The organism is Burkholderia sp. PU8-34, assembly GCF_053427725.1.
This window is the reverse complement of the sequence record NZ_JBSAXC010000015.1, coordinates 63074-85503: the sequence shown is the minus strand read 5'-3', so window position 1 is coordinate 85503 and position 22430 is coordinate 63074. Positions and strand designations below refer to the sequence as shown.

The 22430-nt window shown below is 64.7% G+C and carries 23 protein-coding genes and 1 tRNA gene; 20 read left to right on the top strand and 4 right to left on the bottom strand.

Going from position 1 to position 22430, the window contains the following annotated elements; translation table 11 throughout:
• Positions 1-168 precede the first annotated feature (168 nt).
• The 10 genes from petA to ACV22Z_RS27865 all read left to right on the top strand — a co-directional run bounded on the left by petA (position 169) and on the right by ACV22Z_RS27865 (position 7819).
• Positions 169-789, top strand: coding sequence for a ubiquinol-cytochrome c reductase iron-sulfur subunit (gene petA / locus ACV22Z_RS27910; RefSeq protein WP_448079500.1), 621 nt, complete (start codon positions 169-171; stop codon positions 787-789).
• Positions 790-2172, top strand: coding sequence for a cytochrome b (locus ACV22Z_RS27905; protein ID WP_448079499.1), 1383 nt, complete (start codon positions 790-792; stop codon positions 2170-2172).
• A gap of 21 nt (positions 2173-2193) precedes the next feature.
• The gene (locus ACV22Z_RS27900; RefSeq protein ID WP_448079498.1) at positions 2194-2952 is read left to right on the top strand and encodes a cytochrome c1; all 759 of its coding nucleotides are present in this window, start codon (positions 2194-2196) and stop codon (positions 2950-2952) included.
• Between the two features lie 93 nt (positions 2953-3045).
• Positions 3046-3657, top strand: coding sequence for a glutathione S-transferase N-terminal domain-containing protein (locus ACV22Z_RS27895; protein ID WP_006400565.1), 612 nt, complete (start codon positions 3046-3048; stop codon positions 3655-3657).
• Positions 3658-3728: 71 nt separating this feature from the next.
• Positions 3729-4250 (top strand): ClpXP protease specificity-enhancing factor, encoded by a 522-nt coding sequence (locus tag ACV22Z_RS27890; RefSeq protein WP_448079497.1) that lies wholly within the window; start codon positions 3729-3731, stop codon positions 4248-4250.
• 19 nt (positions 4251-4269) lie between these two features.
• Positions 4270-4345 (top strand) — tRNA-Thr (locus ACV22Z_RS27885).
• 486 nt (positions 4346-4831) lie between these two features.
• Entirely contained in the window at positions 4832-6448 is a 1617-nt protein-coding gene (locus ACV22Z_RS27880; protein ID WP_448079496.1) for an FAD-dependent oxidoreductase, read from the top strand.
• 150 nt (positions 6449-6598) lie between these two features.
• The gene (locus ACV22Z_RS27875) at positions 6599-6790 is read left to right on the top strand and encodes a hypothetical protein (RefSeq protein WP_448079495.1); all 192 of its coding nucleotides are present in this window, start codon (positions 6599-6601) and stop codon (positions 6788-6790) included.
• A 190-nt stretch (positions 6791-6980) separates the two neighbouring features.
• Positions 6981-7241 (top strand): hypothetical protein, encoded by a 261-nt coding sequence (locus tag ACV22Z_RS27870; protein ID WP_448079494.1) that lies wholly within the window; start codon positions 6981-6983, stop codon positions 7239-7241.
• Positions 7242-7615: 374 nt separating this feature from the next.
• Positions 7616-7819, top strand: a complete 204-nt coding sequence (locus tag ACV22Z_RS27865) for a hypothetical protein (RefSeq protein WP_448079572.1) — start codon at positions 7616-7618, stop codon at positions 7817-7819.
• A gap of 187 nt (positions 7820-8006) precedes the next feature.
• Here the strand turns inward: ACV22Z_RS27865 and ACV22Z_RS27860 are convergent, their stop codons facing one another.
• Positions 8007-8807 (bottom strand): transporter substrate-binding domain-containing protein, encoded by an 801-nt coding sequence (locus tag ACV22Z_RS27860; protein WP_448079493.1) that lies wholly within the window; start codon positions 8805-8807, stop codon positions 8007-8009.
• A 344-nt stretch (positions 8808-9151) separates the two neighbouring features.
• Between ACV22Z_RS27860 and ACV22Z_RS27855 the strand changes: the two genes are divergently transcribed.
• Positions 9152-9475 (top strand): DUF7716 domain-containing protein, encoded by a 324-nt coding sequence (locus ACV22Z_RS27855; RefSeq protein WP_448079571.1) that lies wholly within the window; start codon positions 9152-9154, stop codon positions 9473-9475.
• A 93-nt stretch (positions 9476-9568) separates the two neighbouring features.
• Here the strand turns inward: ACV22Z_RS27855 and icmH are convergent, their stop codons facing one another.
• The 3 genes from icmH to tssJ all read right to left on the bottom strand — a co-directional run bounded on the left by icmH (position 9569) and on the right by tssJ (position 12408).
• Positions 9569-10351: a type IVB secretion system protein IcmH/DotU gene (gene icmH, locus ACV22Z_RS27850; protein WP_448079492.1), complete on the bottom strand. Its 783-nt coding sequence runs from the start codon at positions 10349-10351 to the stop codon at positions 9569-9571.
• The gene (tssK, locus tag ACV22Z_RS27845; RefSeq protein WP_448079491.1) at positions 10348-11694 is read right to left on the bottom strand and encodes a type VI secretion system baseplate subunit TssK; all 1347 of its coding nucleotides are present in this window, start codon (positions 11692-11694) and stop codon (positions 10348-10350) included. Before tssK ends, icmH begins: the two co-directional genes overlap by 4 nt.
• Before the next feature lie 102 nt (positions 11695-11796).
• On the bottom strand, positions 11797-12408 hold the full coding sequence (gene tssJ / locus ACV22Z_RS27840; protein WP_448079490.1) for a type VI secretion system lipoprotein TssJ: 612 nt from the start codon (positions 12406-12408) through the stop codon (positions 11797-11799).
• On the opposite strand from tssJ, the gene ACV22Z_RS27835 reads away from it, so the two are divergent.
• The 9 genes from ACV22Z_RS27835 to tssH all read left to right on the top strand — a co-directional run bounded on the left by ACV22Z_RS27835 (position 12395) and on the right by tssH (position 22385).
• Positions 12395-12715, top strand: coding sequence for a hypothetical protein (locus ACV22Z_RS27835; protein ID WP_448079489.1), 321 nt, complete (start codon positions 12395-12397; stop codon positions 12713-12715). The genes tssJ and ACV22Z_RS27835 overlap by 14 nt on opposite strands.
• A gap of 91 nt (positions 12716-12806) precedes the next feature.
• The gene (locus ACV22Z_RS27830; protein ID WP_448079488.1) at positions 12807-13445 is read left to right on the top strand and encodes a tetratricopeptide repeat protein; all 639 of its coding nucleotides are present in this window, start codon (positions 12807-12809) and stop codon (positions 13443-13445) included.
• A 36-nt stretch (positions 13446-13481) separates the two neighbouring features.
• Positions 13482-14009: a type VI secretion system contractile sheath small subunit gene (gene tssB, locus ACV22Z_RS27825; protein ID WP_448079487.1), complete on the top strand. Its 528-nt coding sequence runs from the start codon at positions 13482-13484 to the stop codon at positions 14007-14009.
• A 15-nt stretch (positions 14010-14024) separates the two neighbouring features.
• A complete protein-coding gene (gene tssC / locus ACV22Z_RS27820; protein ID WP_448079486.1) occupies positions 14025-15515 on the top strand; it encodes a type VI secretion system contractile sheath large subunit in 1491 nt (496 codons plus the stop codon).
• Between the two features lie 72 nt (positions 15516-15587).
• The gene (locus tag ACV22Z_RS27815) at positions 15588-16091 is read left to right on the top strand and encodes an Hcp family type VI secretion system effector (protein WP_448079485.1); all 504 of its coding nucleotides are present in this window, start codon (positions 15588-15590) and stop codon (positions 16089-16091) included.
• A 64-nt stretch (positions 16092-16155) separates the two neighbouring features.
• Positions 16156-16641 carry a type VI secretion system baseplate subunit TssE gene (gene tssE, locus ACV22Z_RS27810; RefSeq protein WP_448079484.1) on the top strand — a complete coding sequence of 162 codons (486 nt, stop codon included), beginning with the start codon at positions 16156-16158 and terminating at the stop codon, positions 16639-16641.
• 79 nt (positions 16642-16720) lie between these two features.
• Positions 16721-18556 (top strand): type VI secretion system baseplate subunit TssF, encoded by a 1836-nt coding sequence (gene tssF / locus ACV22Z_RS27805; protein ID WP_448079483.1) that lies wholly within the window; start codon positions 16721-16723, stop codon positions 18554-18556.
• Entirely contained in the window at positions 18520-19629 is a 1110-nt protein-coding gene (gene tssG / locus ACV22Z_RS27800) for a type VI secretion system baseplate subunit TssG (RefSeq protein WP_448079482.1), read from the top strand. Before tssF ends, tssG begins: the two co-directional genes overlap by 37 nt.
• Before the next feature lie 56 nt (positions 19630-19685).
• The gene (gene tssH / locus ACV22Z_RS27795) at positions 19686-22385 is read left to right on the top strand and encodes a type VI secretion system ATPase TssH (RefSeq protein WP_448079481.1); all 2700 of its coding nucleotides are present in this window, start codon (positions 19686-19688) and stop codon (positions 22383-22385) included.
• Positions 22386-22430: the final 45 nt, after the last annotated feature.

The following is a 22430-nucleotide window of genomic DNA, read 5'->3' as shown; positions in this document are numbered from 1 at the left end:
AAAAGTGGTTTGAGTTAATCACTTCGATAGTGGGGGAAAACCCTTAACTATCAAACACTTCGAAGGGATTTTCATCTCCGGGCCTTGTAAATGGCGACTCCATTCGAGCAAACTAGCGGCGGAATGGAAAGTCGTGACGGAAAATCCAACTCAGAAGTGGGGCGTGTGATGCGAGACAAGGAAGACAAACGCGTCGACAGCGGCCGCCGTACCTGGCTGATTGCGACATCCGTAGCAGGTGGCGTTGGAGGCGTCGCCACCGTTGTACCGTTCGCGGCGTCGCTGGCGCCGTCCGCGAAAGCAAAGGCGGCCGGCGCGCCGGTCGAGGTCGACATCAGCGCGCTGAAGCCCGGCGAGATGATCACCGTGCCGTGGCGCGGCAAGCCCGTGTGGATCCTGAACCGCACCGATTCGATGCTCGCCGACGTCATCAAGGCCGACAAGGAAGTCGCCGATCCGACCAGCCAGTCCCCTTATTCGATGCCGTTGCCCGCGTACTGCGCGAACGAATATCGCGCGCGGGCCGATCGCAAGAACATTCTCGTCGTGATGGCCGTGTGCACGCACCTCGGCTGCACGCCTTCCCAACGTTTTACGCCAGGTCCGCAGCCGAACCTGCCGGACGACTGGCCGGGCGGCTTCCTGTGCCCGTGCCACGGTTCGACCTACGACCTCGCCGGCCGCGTCTTCAAGAACAAGCCGGCGCCGCAGAATCTCGACATCCCGCCCTACATGTTCACGTCGGCGACGACGCTCGTGATCGGCAAGGACGAGAAAGGAGAAGCGTAAATGGCGACGGAACACAACGAAGTCACGACGACAGGTCTCACCGGCTGGATCGACGCACGCTTCCCGTGGACGGTCATGGTCAAGAAGCACATGACCGAGTACTACGCGCCGAAGAACTTCAACTTCTGGTATTTCTTCGGCTCGCTCGCGCTGCTCGTGCTCGTCAACCAGATCGTCACCGGCATCTTCCTGACGATGAACTACAAGCCCGACTCGACGCTCGCGTTCGCGTCGGTCGAGTACATCATGCGCGAAGTGCCGTGGGGCTGGCTGATCCGCTACATGCACTCGACGGGCGCGTCGATGTTCTTCGTGGTCGTCTACCTGCACATGTTCCGCGGGCTGATGTACGGCTCGTACCGCAAGCCGCGCGAACTCGTGTGGATCTTCGGCTGCGCGATCTTCCTGTGCCTGATGGCCGAGGCGTTCTTCGGCTACCTGCTGCCGTGGGGCCAGATGTCGTTCTGGGGCGCGCAGGTGATCGTGAACCTGTTCTCGGCGATCCCGTTCGTCGGCCCTGACCTGTCGCTGTGGATCCGCGGCGACTACGTCGTGTCCGATGTCACGCTGAACCGTTTCTTCGCGTTCCACGTGATCGCGATTCCGCTCGTGCTGGTCGGCCTCGTGATTGCGCACCTCGTCGCGCTGCATGAAGTGGGGTCGAACAACCCGGACGGCGTCGAGATCAAGGCGAAGAAGGATGCGAACGGCATCCCGCTCGACGGCATCCCGTTCCACCCGTACTACTCGGTGCACGATTTCCTCGGCGTGTGCGTGTTCCTGATCGTGTTCGCGTTGATCGTGTTCTACTCGCCGGAAATGGGCGGCTACTTCCTCGAGTCGAACAACTTCATCCCGGCGAACCCGCTGCAGACGCCGCCCGAAATCGCGCCGGTCTGGTACTTCACCGCGTTCTACGCGATGCTGCGCGCGACGACCGACCCGTTCAAGATCGTGCTGATGATCGTGATCGCACTGCTCGGCGTGCTCGCGCTGATCCGCGCGCGCGGCAAGTGGAAGATCGGGCTGCCCGTGCTGGCCGCGGCGATCGTCGTGTTCATGTACCTGACGGAGTCGAAGTTCTGGGGCGTCGTCGTGATGGGCTCGGCGGTGGTGTCGCTGTTCTTCCTGCCGTGGCTCGACCGCAGCCCGGTGAAGTCGATCCGGTACCGGCCGCTGTTCCACAAGGTGTTCCTCGGGATCTTCGTCGTCGCATTCCTGACCCTCGCGTTCCTCGGCACGCGGCCGCCATCGCCGGTCTCGACGCTGATCGCGCAGGGCTGCGCGCTGATCTATTTCGCGTTCTTCCTCGGCATGCCGGTCTGGACGCCGCTTGGCACGTTCAAGCAGCCGCCGGAGCGGGTGCGCTTCAAGCCCCATTAACGTGAGCGAGGAGAGAACGACATGAAGAAACTGCTTTCGACGCTCGCGTTGATCGGGGCGACCGCGTGTGCGCTGTTCGCGGCGCCCGTGCCGGCCGCGGAAGGTAATTTTCCGCTCGACCGGGCGCCCGATAACACGGAAAATCTCGTTTCGCTTCAGCATGGCGCGCAATTGTTTGTAAACTATTGCCTGAACTGCCACAGCGCGAACCTGATGCGCTACAACCGTCTGACGGATCTGGGAATTTCCCAGAAGGAGATCGAGCAGAATCTCCTGTTCACGACCGACAAGGTCGGCAACACGATGTCCGTCGCGATGCGGACCGAAGACGCGAAGAACTGGCTAGGCGTCCCGCCGCCCGACCTGTCGGTCGAGGCGCGCGCGCGCAGCCGCGACTGGCTGTATACGTACCTGCGGAGCTTCTACCGCGACGATACGCGGCCGACCGGGTGGAACAACGCGGTGTTCGAGAACGTCGGCATGCCCCATGTACTCTGGCAGCTCCAGGGGCAACGCGTCGCGAAATTCGAAGAAAAGGCGGACGAGGAGACGGGCGAGAAGGTGCGCACGCTCGTCGGCTTCGAGCAGGTAACCCCGGGGGCGCTGTCGCCGGTGGATTATGATGCTTCGGTAGCCGACCTGGTGGCGTACATGACGTGGATGTCCGAGCCGGCCCAGCAGACCCGCAAACGCCTCGGCGTCTGGGTGCTGGTGTTTCTCGGTGTCCTGACTTTCCTGGCCTGGCGGCTCAATGCCGCGTACTGGAAAGATATCAAGTAATCACGCCTGACCGGCGTGGGGCCGGCGCAACGGGGGACCCCCAGACGGGTTCTGCCGCGCGCTGGCCCTCGGCTTTTTTGAGGAAACGCAAATATGATGGTTCTGTATTCCGGCACAACTTGCCCGTTCTCCCAGCGTTGCCGGCTGGTGCTGTTCGAGAAGGGCATGGACTTCGAGATCCGCGACGTCGACCTGTTCAACAAGCCGGAAGACATTTCGGTGATGAACCCGTACGGCCAGGTGCCGATCCTTGTCGAGCGCGATCTGATCCTGTACGAATCGAACATCATCAACGAGTACATCGACGAGCGCTTCCCGCACCCGCAGCTGATGCCGGCGGATCCGGTGCAGCGCGCGCGTGCGCGCCTGTTCCTGCTCAACTTCGAGAAGGAACTGTTCGTCCACGTGAGCACGCTCGAGAACGAGAAGGGCAAGGCGGCCGAGAAGAACCACGAGAAGGCACGCCTCGCGATCCGCGATCGCCTGACGCAGCTCGCGCCGATCTTCGTGAAGAACAAGTACATGCTCGGCGAGGAGTTCTCGATGCTCGACGTCGCGATCGCGCCGCTGCTGTGGCGTCTGGATCACTACGGCATCGAGCTGTCGAAGAACGCGGCGCCGCTGATGAAGTACGCGGAACGGATCTTCAGCCGTCCGGCTTATATCGAAGCACTGACGCCGTCCGAAAAGGTCATGCGTCGTTGATGATGCAATGAGGGCATGACGGAACGGGACGCGCGGAGGGCCGCGCGACCCGCTCCGGTTCGAGGATTGTGATGCAAGAGATTTCAACGAAGCCTTATCTGCTGCGCGCGCTGTACGAGTGGTGCACCGATAACGGATACACGCCGCACATCGCGGTGAGGGTCGACAATTCGACGCGCGTGCCGCGTCAGTTCGTGCGTGACGGCGAGATCGTGCTCAACATCAGCTTCGAGGCGACGAGCCAGCTGCAGATGGGCAACGAGTGGATCGAGTTCACCGCGCGCTTCTCCGGCAAGGCGCACAAGCTCGAGATTCCGGTGGCCAACGTGCTCGCGATCTATGCGCGCGAGAACGGCCAGGGGATGGCGTTCCAGGTCGACGCGGTGGCGGAGGACGGTCAGGATTCGGGCGAGTTCGAGGAAGAAGCCCACGCGGAAGAGCAGCAAGGCGACGATCGCGGCGCATCGGCGGGGCTCACGCCCGTGACCGACAGCGGCGCGAACGAGGAACCGTCGGAGGGGGCGGAAGAACCGCCCAAGTCGGACGGCGACGGATCGAAGGGCAGCAGGCCTCACCTCAAGATCGTGAAATGAGGTAGAATCTCGCGCTTACGCCGGCTTAGCTCATCTGGTAGAGCAGTTGATTTGTAATCATCAGGTGGCGGGTTCGAGTCCTGCAGCCGGCACCAAATCCAGCAAGGGGTTACGAGATTTCGTCTCGTAACCCCTTGTGCTTTTTGGTGGCATGTAACTCGGACTGACCGCATTCCCTCCAGTCGCGAGTGCCGTATTCACGGCGCTTGCAGCGCCGCCCCATCTGTCTAGCGTCAATTCCTTTCAGGGCCCCGGGTTGGCTACACCACCCAATCGGCATCCAGACGCGAGCCCGTACTTCGCATCATGTGCCGTCCTCGCCCGTTTACCCCGACCAGCCACCATCCCGAGCGCCTGCGTTCGTGCTCCGGCGCGGCAATGATTCACGGGGCTGAAACGGACAAACGCGCGTAATCCGCAAGTGATAGAATCCGCGCGCCGGCGGTAATATTTTGCAATACTTTGTAATATTTGGCCCTGGATGGGGCCGTTCCTCATCGCCCCTGGTTCGCCGGGACATATTCTTCAAAGGTTTGCGTGGTCATATGTTCGCAGTGGATACTCTTGCATGCAGATTGGCGGTGACCGGTTTGATCCTTGTACTCGTGGCATGTAGTGGCAGTGCTGCGAACGACGAAATACACGATGCTCCCGGCCCGTCTGTTTCCGCGCCGGCTTCGTCCCCGGCAAAACCGGATACTGTCGACGTCCTCGTATACGGCGCAACACCAGGCGGAATTTCCGCGGCGCTCGAAGCAGCGAAGTTCAACAAGCGGGTGATCATCCTGGAACCGACGAATCACGTCGGTGGAATGACCACGAGTGGTGTCAGTGCGACCGACGCCTATCCGCAGGACCGCCTGTGGGCAATGGGCGGCTTCGCGCATCGCTTTGTCGAAGCAGTCAATACGCGTTACGGCAAGACCTGGACGATGGGCGGCATATTTCACGAGCCGCATGTTGCCGAAAGCATTCTGCTGAAGATGCTTGCCGATGCGCCGTCCGTTTCCGTCGAATACGGCGCCACGGTGACGCGTGTTCAGACCGAGAATCACAACATCAAGACCGTCCAGACGCACGACGGGCATCAATACGCGGCGAAGATGTTTATCGATGCGAGCTACGCAGGCGATCTGCTGTCGAAGGCCGGCGTCGATTACACGCTCGGCCGCGAAGCGAAATCGCAGTATCGCGAGTCGCTGGCCGGAGTCGGGCCAATTTCGATGAAAGACGGCGCGCACGTGGATCCTTATCTCGTGCCAGGGCATCCGGAAAGTGGATTGCTTCCGCATGTCGCGCCCAACAGTCTCGGCGCGGTGGGCACCGCCGACTCGGCAGTCCAGGCGTACGGCTACCGGCTTTGTCTCACTGCGGACAGGAACAATCAGATTCCCGTCACCAAACCGCACAATTACGATCCCCGGGAATTCGAAGCGCTGGGGCGTGCCGCCAAGGCGCACCCGGAAATCGTCAAGACTTTCAACTACATCGCGAACGTCCAGATTCCCCACGACAAGTTCGATATCAATAGCCTCGGCCTGATGTCTACGGACGAGATCGAGGGAAGCGCCGAATATGCTGCTGCCGATGCGGACGGGCGTCGCGCAATCGAGGCTGAGCACAAGCGCTATACGTTGGCGCTTCTGACGTTTCTCGCGACGGACCCACGCATTCCGGCCAACGTCCGCGCCGATGTCCGTTCGTGGGGATTCTGCAAGGACGAGTTCAAGGACAATGGCGGCTTCCCCCCACTTCTTTACGTCAGGGAAAGCCGCCGGATGATCGGCAGCTACGTGATGACGCAGCACGATCTCTATACGAAGACAAGGATTCGGGATTCCATTGGTCTTGGTGCCTTTCCGATCGATCAGCACACCGTTCATCGCATCGCGGTAGACGGACAGGTCGGTACCGAAGGCGCCATCTGGCAGCCGCTGCCGGGTCCGTACCCGATCTCGTATCGAACGATCACGCCCAAGTACAGCGAGATCCGGAATCTGCTCGTTCCGGTTGCAATGTCCGCGTCGCACGTCGCATATTCATCGTTGCGCGTCGAGCCCACGTTCATGATTACCGGCCAGGCCGCGGGAGCCGCCGCAGCACTTGCCATCGATACGGGGAGCAGTGTTCAACATGTCGACTATGCAAGACTGGCGTCGACATTGCTGGCTGACGGCGCCGTGCTGGCACCCAGATGACACCAGGGCCTCGCCGGGCGCGCGAGGCAATCGCCGTCCCCTTTTTCGCAACTCCATGAGACGAGGGTTCGCCGCGGCTCGCAAGGGGTTGTGGCTGGCCGCCTGCGATCCGGGCGGGCACCGGGGCAGATCGATCGACAAGACGCGCGCTTGACCGAGCCCGACGGGTCGACGATCCGTGACCTGGTCACGGACGAGTTCGCGCTGCACGGGATCATCGCCCATGCCACGACGGTGGTCGATCGGATCGGCCGGCAGCTGCTCTGTCTGGATCGGACCGTGACGCGCGCGCGAGACGTTCCGGGCCGTCCTTCGGACAACTTCCTACAGGCGTTGCCTTGATACATGCGTCGCTGCGAATGCGGCTTCACCTTCGCCGCAAAGGCGTATCCTGAGACGGTGTCGTGCAACGGCGGCGGGCCCTCGGCTCCGGCCGCCGCGTGAGCGCGGCCGGCCGATCACCTCCGTCGCCCGCAACCGTTCGGGCGTCGACATCCGGCCCAACGCGCGCGTCTTTTATGGGGGCGTCATCATGCCAGTCACGCACCATTCCGAAAGCGTCTATGCAACGGCAAGCGAGATCCGCGCGATCGTCGGTCCGATCGAGGACGAGCTCGTCGCGCAAATCCTCGACGTCGGCCCGACCAGCGCCGAAGTGCTGGATGCGTACACGCGGTTGCGCACCGACGACCGCCTCGAAGGCAGGCTGGAGCGCGAATTGCACGGCAAGGCTGCGCGCGTGTTCGAGATCCTCGAACAGGACGATGCCGACGGCGACGACCGAACACCCTGAGCGTCGACCCGCATCACGGCATGCGCCGCGCGATGCGCGAGAGGGGCGTTTGCGCGCCCCTTTTTGGATTTCATGCAGACGTCACGATCACCCAATATGGTTTGACGTTCTCGTCGCGGCGATCGCTTCGCCGCGCCTGCAGGCGCGCTGTTCCGGCCCATCGTGCCAGCCGGAAACGCTTCCAGGGGCGGCGCATTCTCTCGCACCGCGGGATCGCGACGGTTCCGCTCACACGCGCCGCCCGTGACGACGTGCCCGGCCGTACGGCTTCGATGCGAACCCATCCACATCGATCGTGCGCCCGCGCAAATTCATTCCAGAACATGATCGAAGGCGGTTCGCATCTGGCCGCCGGAGACAGGGGGACAAGGACCATGCTGAGTCCGCATGAATTCTCGATGCTGTTGCGCATTGCGCGCACGCCGGACAGCGTCGATCTATCCAATCCGGCCTTTACCGTGCTCGTCGAGAAGCAACTGGTCGACGATACGCAGGTTCATGCGAATCCGGTCGCCGCACGTCCGGCGTTGACGCCGGTCGGACAGGCGTTGCTCGCCCGTTTCGACGTGGCTGCGTAAACGGAATGAGGGCGGAGTGAGGGCGCGTTGCGAGGTCGCCACGCGCAGGCAGCCGCCGCGTTGAAGGCGCTCCCCGCCGAAGCGTTTTCCGTCTGATAAAAAACAGGGGCATCGACCGATCGATGTCCCGCGATGCACGGTCAGGCCGTCCGCACGAACGGCCTGACGCGCCCGGCGATGTAACCGATTACTGCGCGAGCGGCACCGTCACGTCGCTGCCGAACCAGTGCATCGAGATCTTCTTCAGCGTGCCGTCCTGCTTGAGCGACGTCAGCGCGTCGTTGATCGCCTTCTCGAACTTCGGGTTGCCCTTGCGGAACGGGATCGCCATTTCCTGCTTGCCGCCGTTCAGCACGGCGCCCGGGCGCAGCGGCAGATTCGACGTCTTGATCATGTACGGCAGCATCAGGCGATCGTCGAGCGTCGCCTCGATCCGGCCGGCCGCGAGGTCGCGCAGCTTCTCCGGCGCGCCCGGATAGGTCTGCACCTCGATGCCGGGCACGGCGCGCGCCATCTGGTCATAGTTGGTGCCGAGCGTCACGCCGAGCTTCTTCCCCTTGAATTCCTCGAGCGACTTGAAGTCGCGCGTGTCGTCCTTGCGCTGGATCAGCTGCGCGGCGGAATACGTGTACGGCTGGCTGAAGTCGAGCGCTTCCTTGCGCTGCGGCGTGATCGTGACCTGATTGACGATCACGTCGAACTTGCCGGCCTGCAGGCCCGCGATGATGCCGCTCCATTCGGTCGGGATGAACTCCGGCTTCACGCCGAGCTTGCCCGCGACGGCCTTCGCGACGTCGACGTCGAAGCCCACGAGCTGCCCCGAGCTGTCGCGGGAGTCGAACGGCGGATACGTGCCTTCCAGGCCGACCCTGAGCACGCCGGCCTTTTTCACCGAGTCGAGCAGGTCGTCCGCGTGGGCGGCAACGGCCGTGAAGCCGAGGGCCGAAGCGAGCAGCAGGCCCGAGAGCAGGAACTTCGTGGGTTTCATCGTGCATCTCCTGTTTTGTGTGTGAGCGTCTGGCAGCGAGGGGGCCCGGTGCGGCAGGTGGTCCGGATGCCAGCGGTCGGGTGGGCCGACGACGGGCGTGGCATGCATGCCGCAGCCTGCACGCTTCCGGCAGCCGGTATGCGGGGCAGATAGACACTACTCGCAACCGGCCGCGACCGGAAGCGGAATTGGCCCTGATTGCAATCGGTAAGGCCGCCGGCCGAGCCGCGCGGTTCATTGGCATAATCACGGCCTTTGGCGATCCGGGGCCGCGTCAGGGGCGACGGTTCCATGCTCCGCTGCCGACCGGTGGCGGGCCGCTTTTACCTATTGATATGCAAACGATGTCTACCTCGACTGATCCGGCGACCGTCGTCAGCCTCAAACACATCCTCGAAACCCCCGGCGATTTTTCCGGGTGGCTCTACTTGCCGCCGACGCCGTGGACGCTCGACACGGAAGGCGCATTCTCGCCCGACACGAAAAACCCGGAAGAGCAGGTCATTCCGGATGTTGCCCGTCAGCCCGGCTGGCGCATCACGCTCGACAGCGCCACGATCGAGGACATCGTCATCGACGCGCATGACCAGGTCGACGATCCGAGTCTCGCGCAGTTGCTCGACGCATTCGTTTTCTATGTCGAGCACGACGCGTTCATCCTGCTCTGACTTCGATCGCGGAACGATCTGTCGCCAGAGGCAAGAAAGGACCGCCAAGCGGTCCTTTCCGGTGTGAAGCCACGCGCGTGCGACGTCAGGCCGTCACGGCAACGAAATCGTCAAATTCGCCGATTCCGGCCCGACCTTGATGATCTGTGAATACGGCGCGAGCGTCTGCAGCGTCTTGTCCTTCAGGTACGTATTGAGCCCGAGGTACGCGAGCAGCGCGACGAGCCCGAACACCGCGCCGATCGCCCACACCGGCACTTCGCGCTTCAACCGATGCGCGATCTGGTCCGGCAGCGGCCAGTGCGGCGCGAACGGCGCGCGCTTGCCCTTCATGTGCGCGATCTCGTCGCCGAGGCGCGCCGTCAGGTAGGCGAGCTTCTCGGGCCCCTCGAGCAGGTACTTGCCCTGGAACCCGAGCAACAGGCACATGTGGAACACCTCGAGCGACTGCAACCGCGCCGCGCCCTGCGCGCGGCAGTCCTCCAGATACTGGAAGAACTTCTCGCCCGCGAGCTGCTCGCCGAACAGCACGAGCTGCAGCGGCCGGCGCTCCCAGTCCGGGCGGATCCTGTACTGCGACGACAGCACCATCTCGTCGACCGCCGCGCAGAACGCGAACTTCGCGCTGTACACGTCCTCGGCGGCGATGTTCCGCTTCTTCGCGCCGCGCTCGAAATCGGCGAGGAATTCCTGGATGCGCGTGCCGAATTCGTTCGCGCTCTCTGGCTCGCGGCCGTTCTTCAGCAGGAACAGCATGAAGAAGCCGTCGTACAGCAGGTCGAGCAGCGAGCGCGCCTGGAACGCGGCATCCGTCGACGCCGGGGAATGCACGGGAGGCGGCGCGTTGTCGCCGAACAGGGAAGGCGCGTAGCTCATGACGTCACCGCGATCAGTTCGAATTTCAGGTCATTGATGCCAGTCGGCGCATAGATCATCGCGGACTGGGCCTGCAGCATGCGCTCGTACAGCGCGCCGCGCGAATCGAGCGCGAAATAGCACGCGCCCGGGCGGACCGGAATCGCGGGCGGCACCTGCGGCGTGTACGCGAGCCGCACGCCGGGCATCGCCGACAGCACGAGCTTGTCGACATCGTCGGGCGCGCCGACCTTGAAGCGCGCGGGCACGGCATCGACGAGCTCGACGCTCGGCATGTCCGCGGACACCGCGAGGTAGAACGCCGTCTTGTCGTCGATCTTGCCGGAATCGAGGCGGCCGAGGTGGAACGACGGGCGCACCTCGTCGAGCGTGATCGCGAAGTAGCGCGTCGAGATCACGGTGTCGAGCAGTTCGCGCAGCATCAGGTCGAGGCGCGCGAAGCCGGGGCCCGGATCGTCGTGGCGGTACACGGGCAGATCGGCGAGCGTGTAGCCCTTCGAGAACGTCATCAACTGGCCGGCGAGGCGCAGCAGCTCCTGGAACAGGCGTTCCGGATGCAGCGCCGCGTGCTGGTGCAGGTGCGCGAGCGTTGCGAACGCGGCGTTCGCAGTGTGCAGCAGCCAGAACGACGCGATGTCGCCCGAGCGGAATTCGATGATGTTCTTCGACGGCTCGCGGTGGAAGCCGTACAGCGCGTTCACCTTTGCCTGCAGCGCGTCGATCAGCTGACGCAGACGCTGGTGCAGGATCGGCGACGCCTCGATCGCGAGGCACGGCGGCACGAAGCTGTCGTCGATCTCGAAACCCGACGTCGCGGTGCGGCGCACGCGCACGAGCGGCACCGACAGCAGCTGGTCGCGCGGCTCGCTGTGCGCGATCAGCTTCACCTGCGTCTTCAGGAACGTGACGTCGGCTTCGGCCGCGTCGGTGAAGTTGTCGGCGACGCTCGACTGCTCGCTGACGAAGCGCGTCATGAAGCCGGTGGCCGGATCGTCGCTGTAGTTCGTGCCGTTTTCGCGCAGCGGGTGCAGCGCGAGGTAGAACACGAACTCGTTGATGCCCTCGGGCAGCGTGTCGAGCGCGACGGGCGGCGGCAGGTCGTCCGCCTGCGGCGCCGCATACAGCGCGCCGTCCGGGAACACGAGCGACAGCTCGGAGAGGCGCAGCACGTTGCTGCCGAGCGCATCGCGGTCGAAGCGCGCCGCGCGCACGCCCCAGTTGTACGGCTGGATCGCCTGGATGGACTCGAACAGGCGCGCCTCATGGTACGCATCCTGTCGCTGGAAGTGTTGAGGCCGGAGGAACAGCCCTTCCCCCCACAGCACCTTGGCCGAATAACTCATGTCAAACCCGGTTAATGTCGTGATGCGATGTAATCGATTTGGTCGCGCCCGAATTAAATCGCCAATTGTTAACTCTTGTTAATTGACATTCATGCGCGATGTTTAACCGCAGCTCACGGAAGAAAGCAAATTGAGCGGTTGCGAGGGCGCACCTTGTTGCGGCGCGATGACGGTGCCGTCGGTGACCGTCATCGCACAATTATGCAGGCCGATGATTATGCCGGATTTCTCCGACTTCGCCGGATCGAATGTCAGTTTCCAGCGTTGCAGCGCCGGATCGCGGAACAGCGCGACGATGCCGAATGCCTGCGCTTCGCGCGATAGCTTTTCGGTTGCGGTATAGCGCTGTCCCGGAATCAGCGTGATTTCGCGCACGTTCAGCAGGTCCGCGCCCAGTGCGGCCTTTTCCTTGTTCGGATCGGTGAAGCTGTCGAACGGCGCCTGCTGGAACGAGGTCGGATCCTTCAGCGCGTAGAGCCGCACGACGAGCGCGAGCGGCTTGTTGTCGTTCGCGGCGTTCAGGTTCGGCGCGGCGGCGAGCGTAATGCCGATGTTGCGCGGCGGCTTTTGCGCGTCGGGCACGTCGGGCTTGCCGACGCCGGCGGCCTGCATCACGGCGCTGGCCGCCGAGCCGAGCAGCGGGGCGGCCGCGCAGCCGGCCAGGAGCGCGCAGGCGACGAGCGGCAGCGCATAGCGAATCATGAAGGATTTCATCGTGTTTCCGGCTTGCCGCCTTTTACTCCCTGTCAAAACTATCAGCTATTTCCGCATCCGGCGGCAATGGCGGGCTTTCCGCCATTCAACGCGCTGTTCAACTCGCTGTTCAACTATTAAGCAAACATGCGCCGTGGCTGCATATCGGCAAATTTTTCCGTCGTTCGCCCGATGTGTTGTGCAGGAAGTAAAACTTGCGCATTTCGGCCGATTTCCGATCCGCCGCGAAACCTCGTCAAGAGGCCATTCGAGGGGAGTGCGCGCGGATTTAAAAGGAATTACTCTGCACGCGACGATTGAATTATGAAAAATTGATCGGTACTATACCCGCGCGCATCTCGCAAAGCAAAAGAACCAGATTCTCAACGATTTAAATTTTACGCGCTGGTGATATAACGATGAAAGACCGTCTCTTCGCAAGACTTTCCGGGGTAGTAGTAGCCTGCGGCGTGATCGCCGGTTGTGCGAGCCAGCCCACGCCGCCGACGGCGGATGTGTTCAACAAGTCGCTGGCCGATGCCGACGCGGTTGCGAAGTCGGGCGACCAGGACCGCGCGCTCGGTCTGTACCAGCAACTCGCGAAGTCGGACCCGACGCGCGAGGAGCCGTGGTCGCGCATCGCACAGATCCAGTTCCAGCAGAATCACTACGGCCAGGCGATCGTCGCCGCGCAGGAAGCGCTGCAGCGCGATCAGACCGACCGCCAGGCGAAGAGCGTGCTGGCCGTGGCCGGCCTGCGGATCGCGACGCAGTCGCTCGGCGAGCTGCGTCAGGATGCGTCGCTCGCGGGCGACGCGAAGTCGGACGCGCAGGCGCTCGCGAAGCAGCTGCGCGACACGCTCGGCGAAAACGCGCTGTTCCCGGCGGATCAGACCGTGAAGACGACGCCGAAGAAGAAGTACCGCACCCCCGTTCATGCGAAGAAGAGCGTCGCGGCGCCTGCCGCGGAAAGCGCCAATGCCGCGCCGCCGTCCGCGAACGCGTCGTCCGGCGCGCCGCAGAAGGGCGGGGCCGATCCGTTCAGCGCGCTGCGCTGACCGGACCGGGTAACCACATCTAACCGGGAGCCGTCGATGGCCAAGAACGAAAGCATCCAGAAGCGCTTGCAAAAAATACGGCCGCCGCGCGTCCAGCTGACCTACGAGGTCGAGAAAGGCGACGCGATCGAGGTGAAGGAACTGCCGTTCGTCGTCGGGGTCGTTGGCGATCTGGCGGGCCAGTCGGAAGTCGAGCAGCCGAAGCTGCGCGACCGCAAGTTCGTCAATATCGACCGCGACAACTTCGACGACGTGATGAAGGCGATCGAGCCGCGCGCCGCGTTCCAGGTGGAAAACCGCCTGAGCGAGGACGGCGGCAAGTTCGCGGTCGACCTGAAGTTCCGCTCGCTGTCGGATTTCAGTCCGGACGACGTGGTCCAGCAGGTCGAGCCGCTGCGCCGCCTGCTCGAGGCGCGCTCGAAGCTCGCCGACCTGCGCAACAAGCTTGCCGGCAACGACAAGCTCGAGGATCTGCTGTCCGAAGTACTGAAGAACACGCAGCAGCTGCAGGCGCTCGCGAAGGGCGCCGAGGGTGGCAACGACGGCGGCAAAGACGGCGAATGACGACGGGGTGTTGAGATGAACCAGCAAACGGCTGCGGCCGATACAAACGGCGCGGAATACGCCGCCGGGACAACGCTGCTCGACGAGATCGTCGAGAAGAGCAAGGTCGCGAAATCCGATTCAGAGCATGCGCGCGCGAAGGACCTGATCGGCGAACTCGTGCACCAGGTGCTCGACGGCACGGTAATCGTGTCGGACAACCTGTCGGCGACGATCGATGCGCGCGTCGCGGAGCTCGACCGCCTGATCTCCACGCAGCTTTCCGCCGTGATGCACGCGCCGGAGTTCCAGCGCCTCGAAAGCACGTGGCGCGGCCTCGACTACCTGGTCAAGGAAAGCAACACGGGCCAGACGATCAAGATCAAGGCGCTGCACGCGCCGAAGCGCGACCTTGTGCGCGACTTCAAGAGCGCGACCGAATTCGACCAGAGCGCGCTGTTCAAGAAGGTCTACGAAGAGGAATTCGGCACGTTCGGCGGCGCGCCGTTCGGCACGCTGATTGGCGACTACGAGATCTCCCGCCAGCCGGAAGACATGTACTTCATCGAGCAGATGTCGCACGTCGCGGCGGCCGCGCACGCGCCGTTCATCGCGTCGGCGTCGCCGGAGCTGCTCGGCCTCGAATCGTTCGCCGACCTCGGCAAGCCGCGCGACCTCGGCAAGGTGTTCGACACGGTCGAATACACGAAGTGGAAGTCGTTCCGCGATTCCGAGGATTCGCGCTACGTCGGCCTCACGCTGCCGCGCTTCCTCGGCCGCCTGCCGTTCAATCCGAAGGACGGCCAGATCGCGGAGACCTTCAACTTCGTCGAGGACGTCGACGGCACCGATCACGACAAGTACCTGTGGTGCAACGCGTCGTGGGCGTTCGCTGCGCGCCTGACGGCCGCGTTCGACGACTTCGGCTGGTGCGCGGCGATCCGCGGCGTCGAAGGCGGCGGCCTCGTCGAAGACTTGCCGACCCACACGTTCAAGACCGACGACGGCGAGATCGCGCTGAAGTGCCCGACCGAAATCGCGATTACCGACCGCCGCGAGAAGGAGCTGAGCGATCTCGGCTTCATCCCGCTCGTCCATTGCAAGAATTCCGATTACGCCGCGTTCTTTGCCGCGCAATCGGTGCAGAAACCCAAGAAATACAGCACCGACAGCGCGAACGCGAACGCCGTTTTGTCCGCCCAGCTGCAGTACATCTTCTCGGTGTCGCGCGTCGCGCACTACCTGAAGGCAATGATGCGGGACAAGATCGGCAGCTTCGCATCGGCCCAGAACGTCGAGACGTTCCTCAACCGGTGGATTTCGCAGTACGTTCTGCTCGACGACAACGCGACGCAGGAACAGAAGGCGCAATTCCCGCTGCGCGAGGCCTCCGTACAAGTGTCAGAGGTTCCGGGGAAGCCGGGCTCGTATCGTTCGGTCGCGTTCCTGCGCCCGCACTTTCAGCTCGACGAACTCTCGATCTCTCTGCGACTTGTCGCTGATCTGCCCAAACCGGCAAATTCATAAGCGAGCCAATCTCGCCCGGGCGGGCCGCCTGGGTAGGACGTTAAAACCACCTCTTTGGGGAGTCGAAGGGCCATGCTAGACCTTTATCTGAAGTTCGGTAATCCCGCCATCAAGGGCGAATCCGCGGACAAGGACCACGCGAGCTGGATCGAAGTGAAGTCCTGGGATCACTCCATCATTCAGCCGCGTTCGGCGACGGCGTCGACGTCGGGCGGCCTGACCGCCGAGCGTTGCGAGCACGGCGACATGGTGTTCACGAAGGAAATCGATTCGTCGAGCCCGCTGCTGTACCAGCACGCGTCGGGCGGCACGACGTTCGATGAAGTCACGATCGACTTCATGCGTTCGGACGGCGAAGGCCAGCGCGTCAAGTACCTCGAGGTCAAGCTCAAGTACGTGATCATCTCGAGCGTGACGCCGAGCGTGCAGAAGGAAGGCCTGCCGGTCGAGACCTTCTCGCTGAAGTACGCTGCCGTGCAGTGGAAGCAGACCCAGCAGAAGATCGGCGGCAACCAGGGCGGCAACACGCAGGGCGCCTGGAGCCTGACGAAGAACGACAAGACCTACGCGGTCTAAGGTCGGCTGCGGCAACGGGGCGCATGTCGGTCCGTTGCCGTTGTTGCTTCAAGCTTGCCGCCTGATGAAACGATTCGAACCGAGCTTTCTCGACAAGCTGTTCGACGACGAACCGCACCTGCCGGCTTCCGCGGCGATGCGGCAATTGTCGCTGGACGAGCTGAAGAACACGGTCGCCCGCGACGTCGAGGCGATCCTCAACACCCGTATCGCACACACCGACCACGAACTGGCGGCGCTGCCGGAATGCCAGAAGTCGGTGCTGACCTACGGGCTGAACGATTTCGCGGGCCTGAGCCTCGCGAGCCATTACGATCGCACCTTCATCTGCAAGTCGATCCAGCAGGCGATCGCGCGCCATGAACCGCGGCTGCAGCAGGTGCAGGTGAAGTTCGAGCTCAACGAGCAGTCCACCAACGCGCTTTATTTCGCGATCCAGGCGCTGCTCGTCGTGCATCCGGCCGAGGAGCCGGTCAATTTCGACGCGATGCTGCAGCCGTCGACGCTGCAGTATTCGGTCACGCGCGCCCGCGGCGCGAAACCGCAGTAACTCAGTCACGCCGTCTCGCGGGCCGGACCGCCCGGCGGGACGTCATCCGGCAACGGAAGGAAGAGGTTCGGGGTCATCGATGGAAGAATTGCTGCCGTATTACGAGCGCGAATTATCGTTTTTGCGGCGCTATTCGCGGGATTTCGCCGAACGTTATCCGAAGATCGCGGCGCGGCTCGCGCTGTCCGGCGAGCACTGCGAGGATCCGCACGTCGAGCGGATGATCGAGTCGTTCGCGCTGCTCGGCGCGCGCATCAACAAGAAGCTCGACGACGACTACCCCGAATTCACCGAAGCGCTGCTGGAAGTGCTGTATCCGCATTACCTGCGGCCGTTCCCGTCGTGCTCGATCGCGCAGTTCTCGCCCGGCGCGCCGGGCCAGCAGACCGAGCCCGTCGTCGTCGAGCGCGGTACCGAGCTGAAGAGCCGACCGATCCGCGGCGTGCAGTGCCGGTTCCGCACCGCGTATGACGTGACGCTCGCGCCGATCCGCATCTCGGAGGCGCGTTACCTGCCGGTCGCGCTCGCGCCGAGTGCGACGGTGCTGCCGCCGAACGCGACGGGCGTGATCTCGATCACGTTCGAATCGCTCGCCGCGCAGCTCGATCTCGGCGCGCTGAAGCTGCCGACGCTGCGCGCGCACCTGCACGGCGAGCAGTCGTTCGTCGCCGCGCTGACCGATTGCCTGTTCGTCAACGTGCTCGGCGCGTACGTCGAGCCGGAACGCAACGGCCGCTGGACCGCGCTGCGCAAGCTGCCGATCGCACCGGCCGGCTTCGACGAGACCGACGCGCTGATCGACTACCCGGCGAAATCGCATCCCGCGTACCGCCTGCTCACCGAGTATTTCGCGTTTCCCGACAAGTTCGATTTCGTCGATTTCGACCTCGCCGCGATCGCGCGCGCGTCGGGCCGCTGCCAGCGTGCGACGCTGCACCTCGTGCTGCAGGACGTGCGCGGCGATTCGCACGTCGCGCGGCTGCTCGACCTGCTGTCCGCGAACCACTTCCGCCTGTTCTGCACGCCGATCGTGAACCTGTTCCGCCAGCACGGCGAGCCGATCCGCATCACGCATCGCGCGGTGTCGTACCCGGTGATCGCCGAGGCGCGGCGCGCGTTCGCGTACGAGGTGTACTCGATCGATTCGGTGAAGCTCGTCAGGCAGCAGGCGCACGAGGAAGCGGTGATCGAGTTCCGGCCGTTCTATTCGCTGCACCACGGCGAATCCGCGCGCGTCGGCCACTACTGGTTCGCGCGCCGCAACGACTGGGTTGCGCAGAAGAGCCCCGGCTACGAGACCGAGATCTCGATCGTCGACATCGACTTCGAACCGACGTCGCCGCAGACCGACACGCTGAGCCTCGACCTGACCTGCACGAACCGCGATCTGCCGGCGATGCTCGCGTTCGGGCTCGAAGGCGGCGACCTGTTCCAGGAAGGCGGCGCGCAGACGAGCGGCATCGGGATGCTGCGCCGGCCGACGCCAAGCGTGCGCTTCGAGCGCGGCCGCGCAGCGCACTGGCGGCTCGTGTCGCATCTGGCGCTCAACCACGTGTCGCTCGTCGACCACGGGCTCGCGCCGCTGAAGGAAATGCTGACGTTGTACGACCTGCGGCGCACCGCGGTGTCGACGCGGCAGATCGACGGGCTCGCGGGCATCGAGCAGCGCGGCGCCGTGCAGTGGCTGCCCGGCAAGCCGTTCGCGACCTTCGTGCGCGGCATCGAAGTTCGCCTGACGATCGACGAGGAGCATTTCGTCGGGTCGAGCCTCGCGTCGTTCGTGCGCGTGCTCGACAGCTTCTTCGGGCTCTACGTCCACCTCAACAGCTTTGTTCAACTGGTCGTCGTGTCGAAACGCACCGGCGAGGAGATCATCCGATGCAAGCCCCGGACCGGCGAATCGATCCTGGCGTAGTCGACGCGCTGCTCGACGAGCCGCACCGCTTCGAGTTCTTCCAGGCGGTACGCGTGCTCGAAGGGCTGTTCGCGCGGCAGGCGGCCGACGCGCCCGGCGCGTGGCGGAAGGGCGACATCGTCGCGCAGCGCATCGCGTTTCGCAACACGCTGTCGCTCAGCTTTCCGGCGAGCGAGATCGAGCGCCTGCGGCCGTTCGACGAGAACGGCGCGCCGCTCGATGCGGACCGCGCGCGGCTCGACGTGGACGGCGCGCTCGCGGCCGGCGAACTCGGACGCGTCGAGCTGACGCCCGCGTTCTTCGGGCTGCTCGGCGGACAGGGCGCGCTGCCGCTGCACTACACCGAGCAGATCGTCGCGCGCGAGCACCTGAAGCGAGACCACGCGGCGCGCGCGTTCTTCGACGTGTTCTCGAACCGCGCAACTGCGCTGTTCTACGCGGCGTGGAAGAAATACCGGCTGCCGTTCCATTACGAGCTCGACCGTGACGAGCGCTACCTGCCGCTGTTGCTCGCGATCGCGGGCGTGACGAGCGACGAGGTGCGCGACAGCCTGCAGGCAGGCTCGGGCGGCGTGCTCGACGAGGCGGTGGCCGGCTATGCGCTGGCGGCACGCCACCGGCCAATGTCGGCCGCCTACCTGCAGCGCACGCTGTCCGACTACTTCCGCGCGCCGGTGAAGATCGACCAGTTCGTCGGCAAGTGGTACGACGTGCCGGCCGACCAGGTGAGCGTGCTCGGCGAAGTCAACGCGGTGCTCGGCGCGACCGCGCTCGTCGGCGAGCGCGTGTGGCAGCGCGACATGCGCGCGCGGCTCGTGGTCGGCCCGCTGTCGAAGCGCGACTACGAGGCGTTCCTGCCCGGCGGCGCGCAGGCGGTCGCGCTCGAGCGGATGCTGACGCTGCTTGCCGGCGTCACGCTCGAATATGAGGTGTCGCTCGTGCTGAAGCGCAACGAAGTCGGCGCGAGCGTGCTCGGCGCCGGCGCGCGGCTCGGCTGGGACGCGTTCCTCTGCACCCGCGACGCGCCGCACGACCGCGCGGACGCGCGCTACGAACTGCACGTGATTCACTGATTCCGAACCGATTCCGAACAACAACACGCGACGCAATCGAACCTGAGACCGACTCCATGAGCACGCCCCTCAAGACCCTGATCCTGAAACTGAACCCGCTGTGCCGGCAGGCGACCGAACGCGCGGCGAGCGCGTGCCTCGCCCGCGGCCACTACGAGGTCGATCTCGAGCATCTGTTTCTCGCGCTGCTCGACGAACCGGCCGGGGATCTGCCGCTTGCGCTGCGCGCGAGCCGCATCGATCCGCACGCGCTGCGCGCGGACCTCGAACGCGAGCTGATGCGGCTCAAGACGGGCAACACGCGCACGCCGGTGTTCTCCGTGCACCTGATCGCGCTGTTCGAGCAGGCGTGGCTGATCGCGTCGCTCGATTCGCAGCTCGGCCGGATCCGCTCGGGGCACCTGCTGCTTGCGCTGCTGACCGCGCCGGACCTCGCGCAATTCGCGCAGCGGATGTCCGCGCAGTTCACCGACGTGCGCGTGACGGACCTGAAGCACAAGTTCGACGAGATCACCGCCGGGTCGAGCGAAGCGGAACCGCGCCAGGCCGATGCGGAAGACGGCGGCGACGCGTCGGCAGCCGGGGCGGCGAATGGGGCAGCCAATGGGGCAGCGAATGGCGCACCCGCGGCCGGGCCGTCGAAGACGCCGGCCCTCGATACGTACACGACGAACCTCACGCAGCGCGCGCGCGACGGCAAGATCGATCCGGTGATCGGGCGCGATGCGGAGATCCGCCAGGCGATCGACATTCTGATGCGCCGCCGCCAGAACAACCCGATCATGACGGGCGAGGCCGGCGTCGGCAAAACCGCCGTCGTCGAAGGGCTCGCGCTGCGCATCGCGGCCGACGACGTGCCGCCGCCGCTGCGCGGTGTCGCGCTGCACGTGCTCGACATGGGGCTGCTGCAAGCGGGCGCGAGCGTGAAGGGCGAGTTCGAGAACCGGCTGAAGAGCGTGATCGACGAGGTGAAGAAGAGCGCGCACCCGATCATCCTGTTCATCGACGAGGCGCACACGATCATCGGCGCGGGCGGCCAGGCCGGCCAGAACGACGCGGCGAACCTGCTGAAGCCGGCGCTCGCGCGCGGCGAGCTGCGCACGATCGCCGCGACGACGTGGAGCGAGTACAAGAAGTATTTCGAGAAGGATGCGGCGCTCGCGCGGCGCTTCCAGGTCGTGAAGATCGAGGAGCCGGGCGAGCCGCTCGCGGCCGCAATGCTGCGCGGGATGGCGGGGCTGATGGAGCAGCACTTCAACGTGCGGATTCTCGACGGCGCGATCACCGAGGCCGTGCGCCTGTCGCACCGCTACATCAGCGGCCGCCAGCTGCCGGACAAGGCGATCAGCGTGCTCGACACCGCGTGCGCGAAGGTCGCGCTCGCGCAGAGCGCGACGCCCGCCGCGATCGACGATGCGAAGAAGCGCATCGAGCGGATCGACGCGGAAATCGCGTCGCTCGAGCGCGAGGCGGCAAGCGGCGCTGCACACGACGCGCGGCTTGGCGAGCTGGGCGGCGAGCGCGATGCGGCGCTCGCGCAGCTCACGGCGGACGAAGGCCGCTACGACGCGGAGCGTGCGATCGTCGCCGAGATCATCGAACTGCGGGCAGCGCTCGACCGCGCACGCGGCCCGTCCGACGATGGCGAGCCGGTCGACGTGCAGGCAACCCGCGACAAGCTCGCCGAACGCGTCGCGGCGCTGCACGCGCTGCAGGGCGGCGAGCCGATGGTGCCGCTGCAGGTCGACGGCCACGTGGTGGCCGAGATCGTCGCCGCGTGGACGGGCATTCCGCTCGGCCGGATGGTGAAGGACGAGATCGGCACGGTGCTGAACCTGCAGCCGCTGCTCGCGGCGCGCGTGATCGGCCAGGACCACGCGCTGGAAGCGATCGCGCAGCGCGTGCGCACCGCGTCGGCGAGCCTCGAGGATCCGAACAAGCCGCGCGGCGTGTTCATGTTCGTCGGGCCGTCGGGCGTCGGCAAGACCGAGACCGCGCTTGCGCTCGCGGACATCCTGTACGGTGGCGAACGCAAGATGATCACGATCAACATGAGCGAGTACCAGGAGGCGCACAGCGTGTCGGGCCTGAAGGGCTCGCCGCCGGGCTACGTCGGCTACGGCGAGGGCGGCGTGCTGACCGAGGCCGTGCGCCGCAACCCGTATTCGGTCGTGCTGCTCGACGAGGTCGAGAAGGCGCACCCGGACGTGCTCGAAATGTTCTTCCAGGTGTTCGACAAGGGGATGATGGACGACGCCGAAGGCCGCGAGATCGACTTCCGCAACACGCTGATCATCCTGACGTCGAACGTCGGCTCGCCGGCGGTGATGCAGGCATGCCTGAACAAGCCGGCCGAAGAGCTGCCCGATCCGGACGCGCTCGCCGAAGCGCTGCGCCCGCAACTGTACAAGGCGTTCAAGCCTGCGTTCCTCGGCCGGATGAAGGTCGTCCCTTACTACCCGATCTCCGACGACGTGCTTGCCGAGATCATCGAGCTGAAGCTCGACCGCATCCGCCGCCGGATCGACGCGAACCACAAGGCCGCGTTCGAATGGGACGAGTCGCTCGTCGATGCGGTGCTCGCGCGCTGCACCGAGGTCGATTCGGGCGCCCGCAACGTCGACCACATCCTGAACGGCACGCTGCTGCCGGAGATCGCGGGCCACGTGCTCGGCCGGATCGCCGACGGCGCCGCCATCGCGCGCATCGCGGTGCGCGCGGATGATGCGGGCGAGTTCGAATACACGGTCGAATGAGCGGCCGAACGAGCAGCCGAACGAGCGGCCAAACGAGCACCCGAA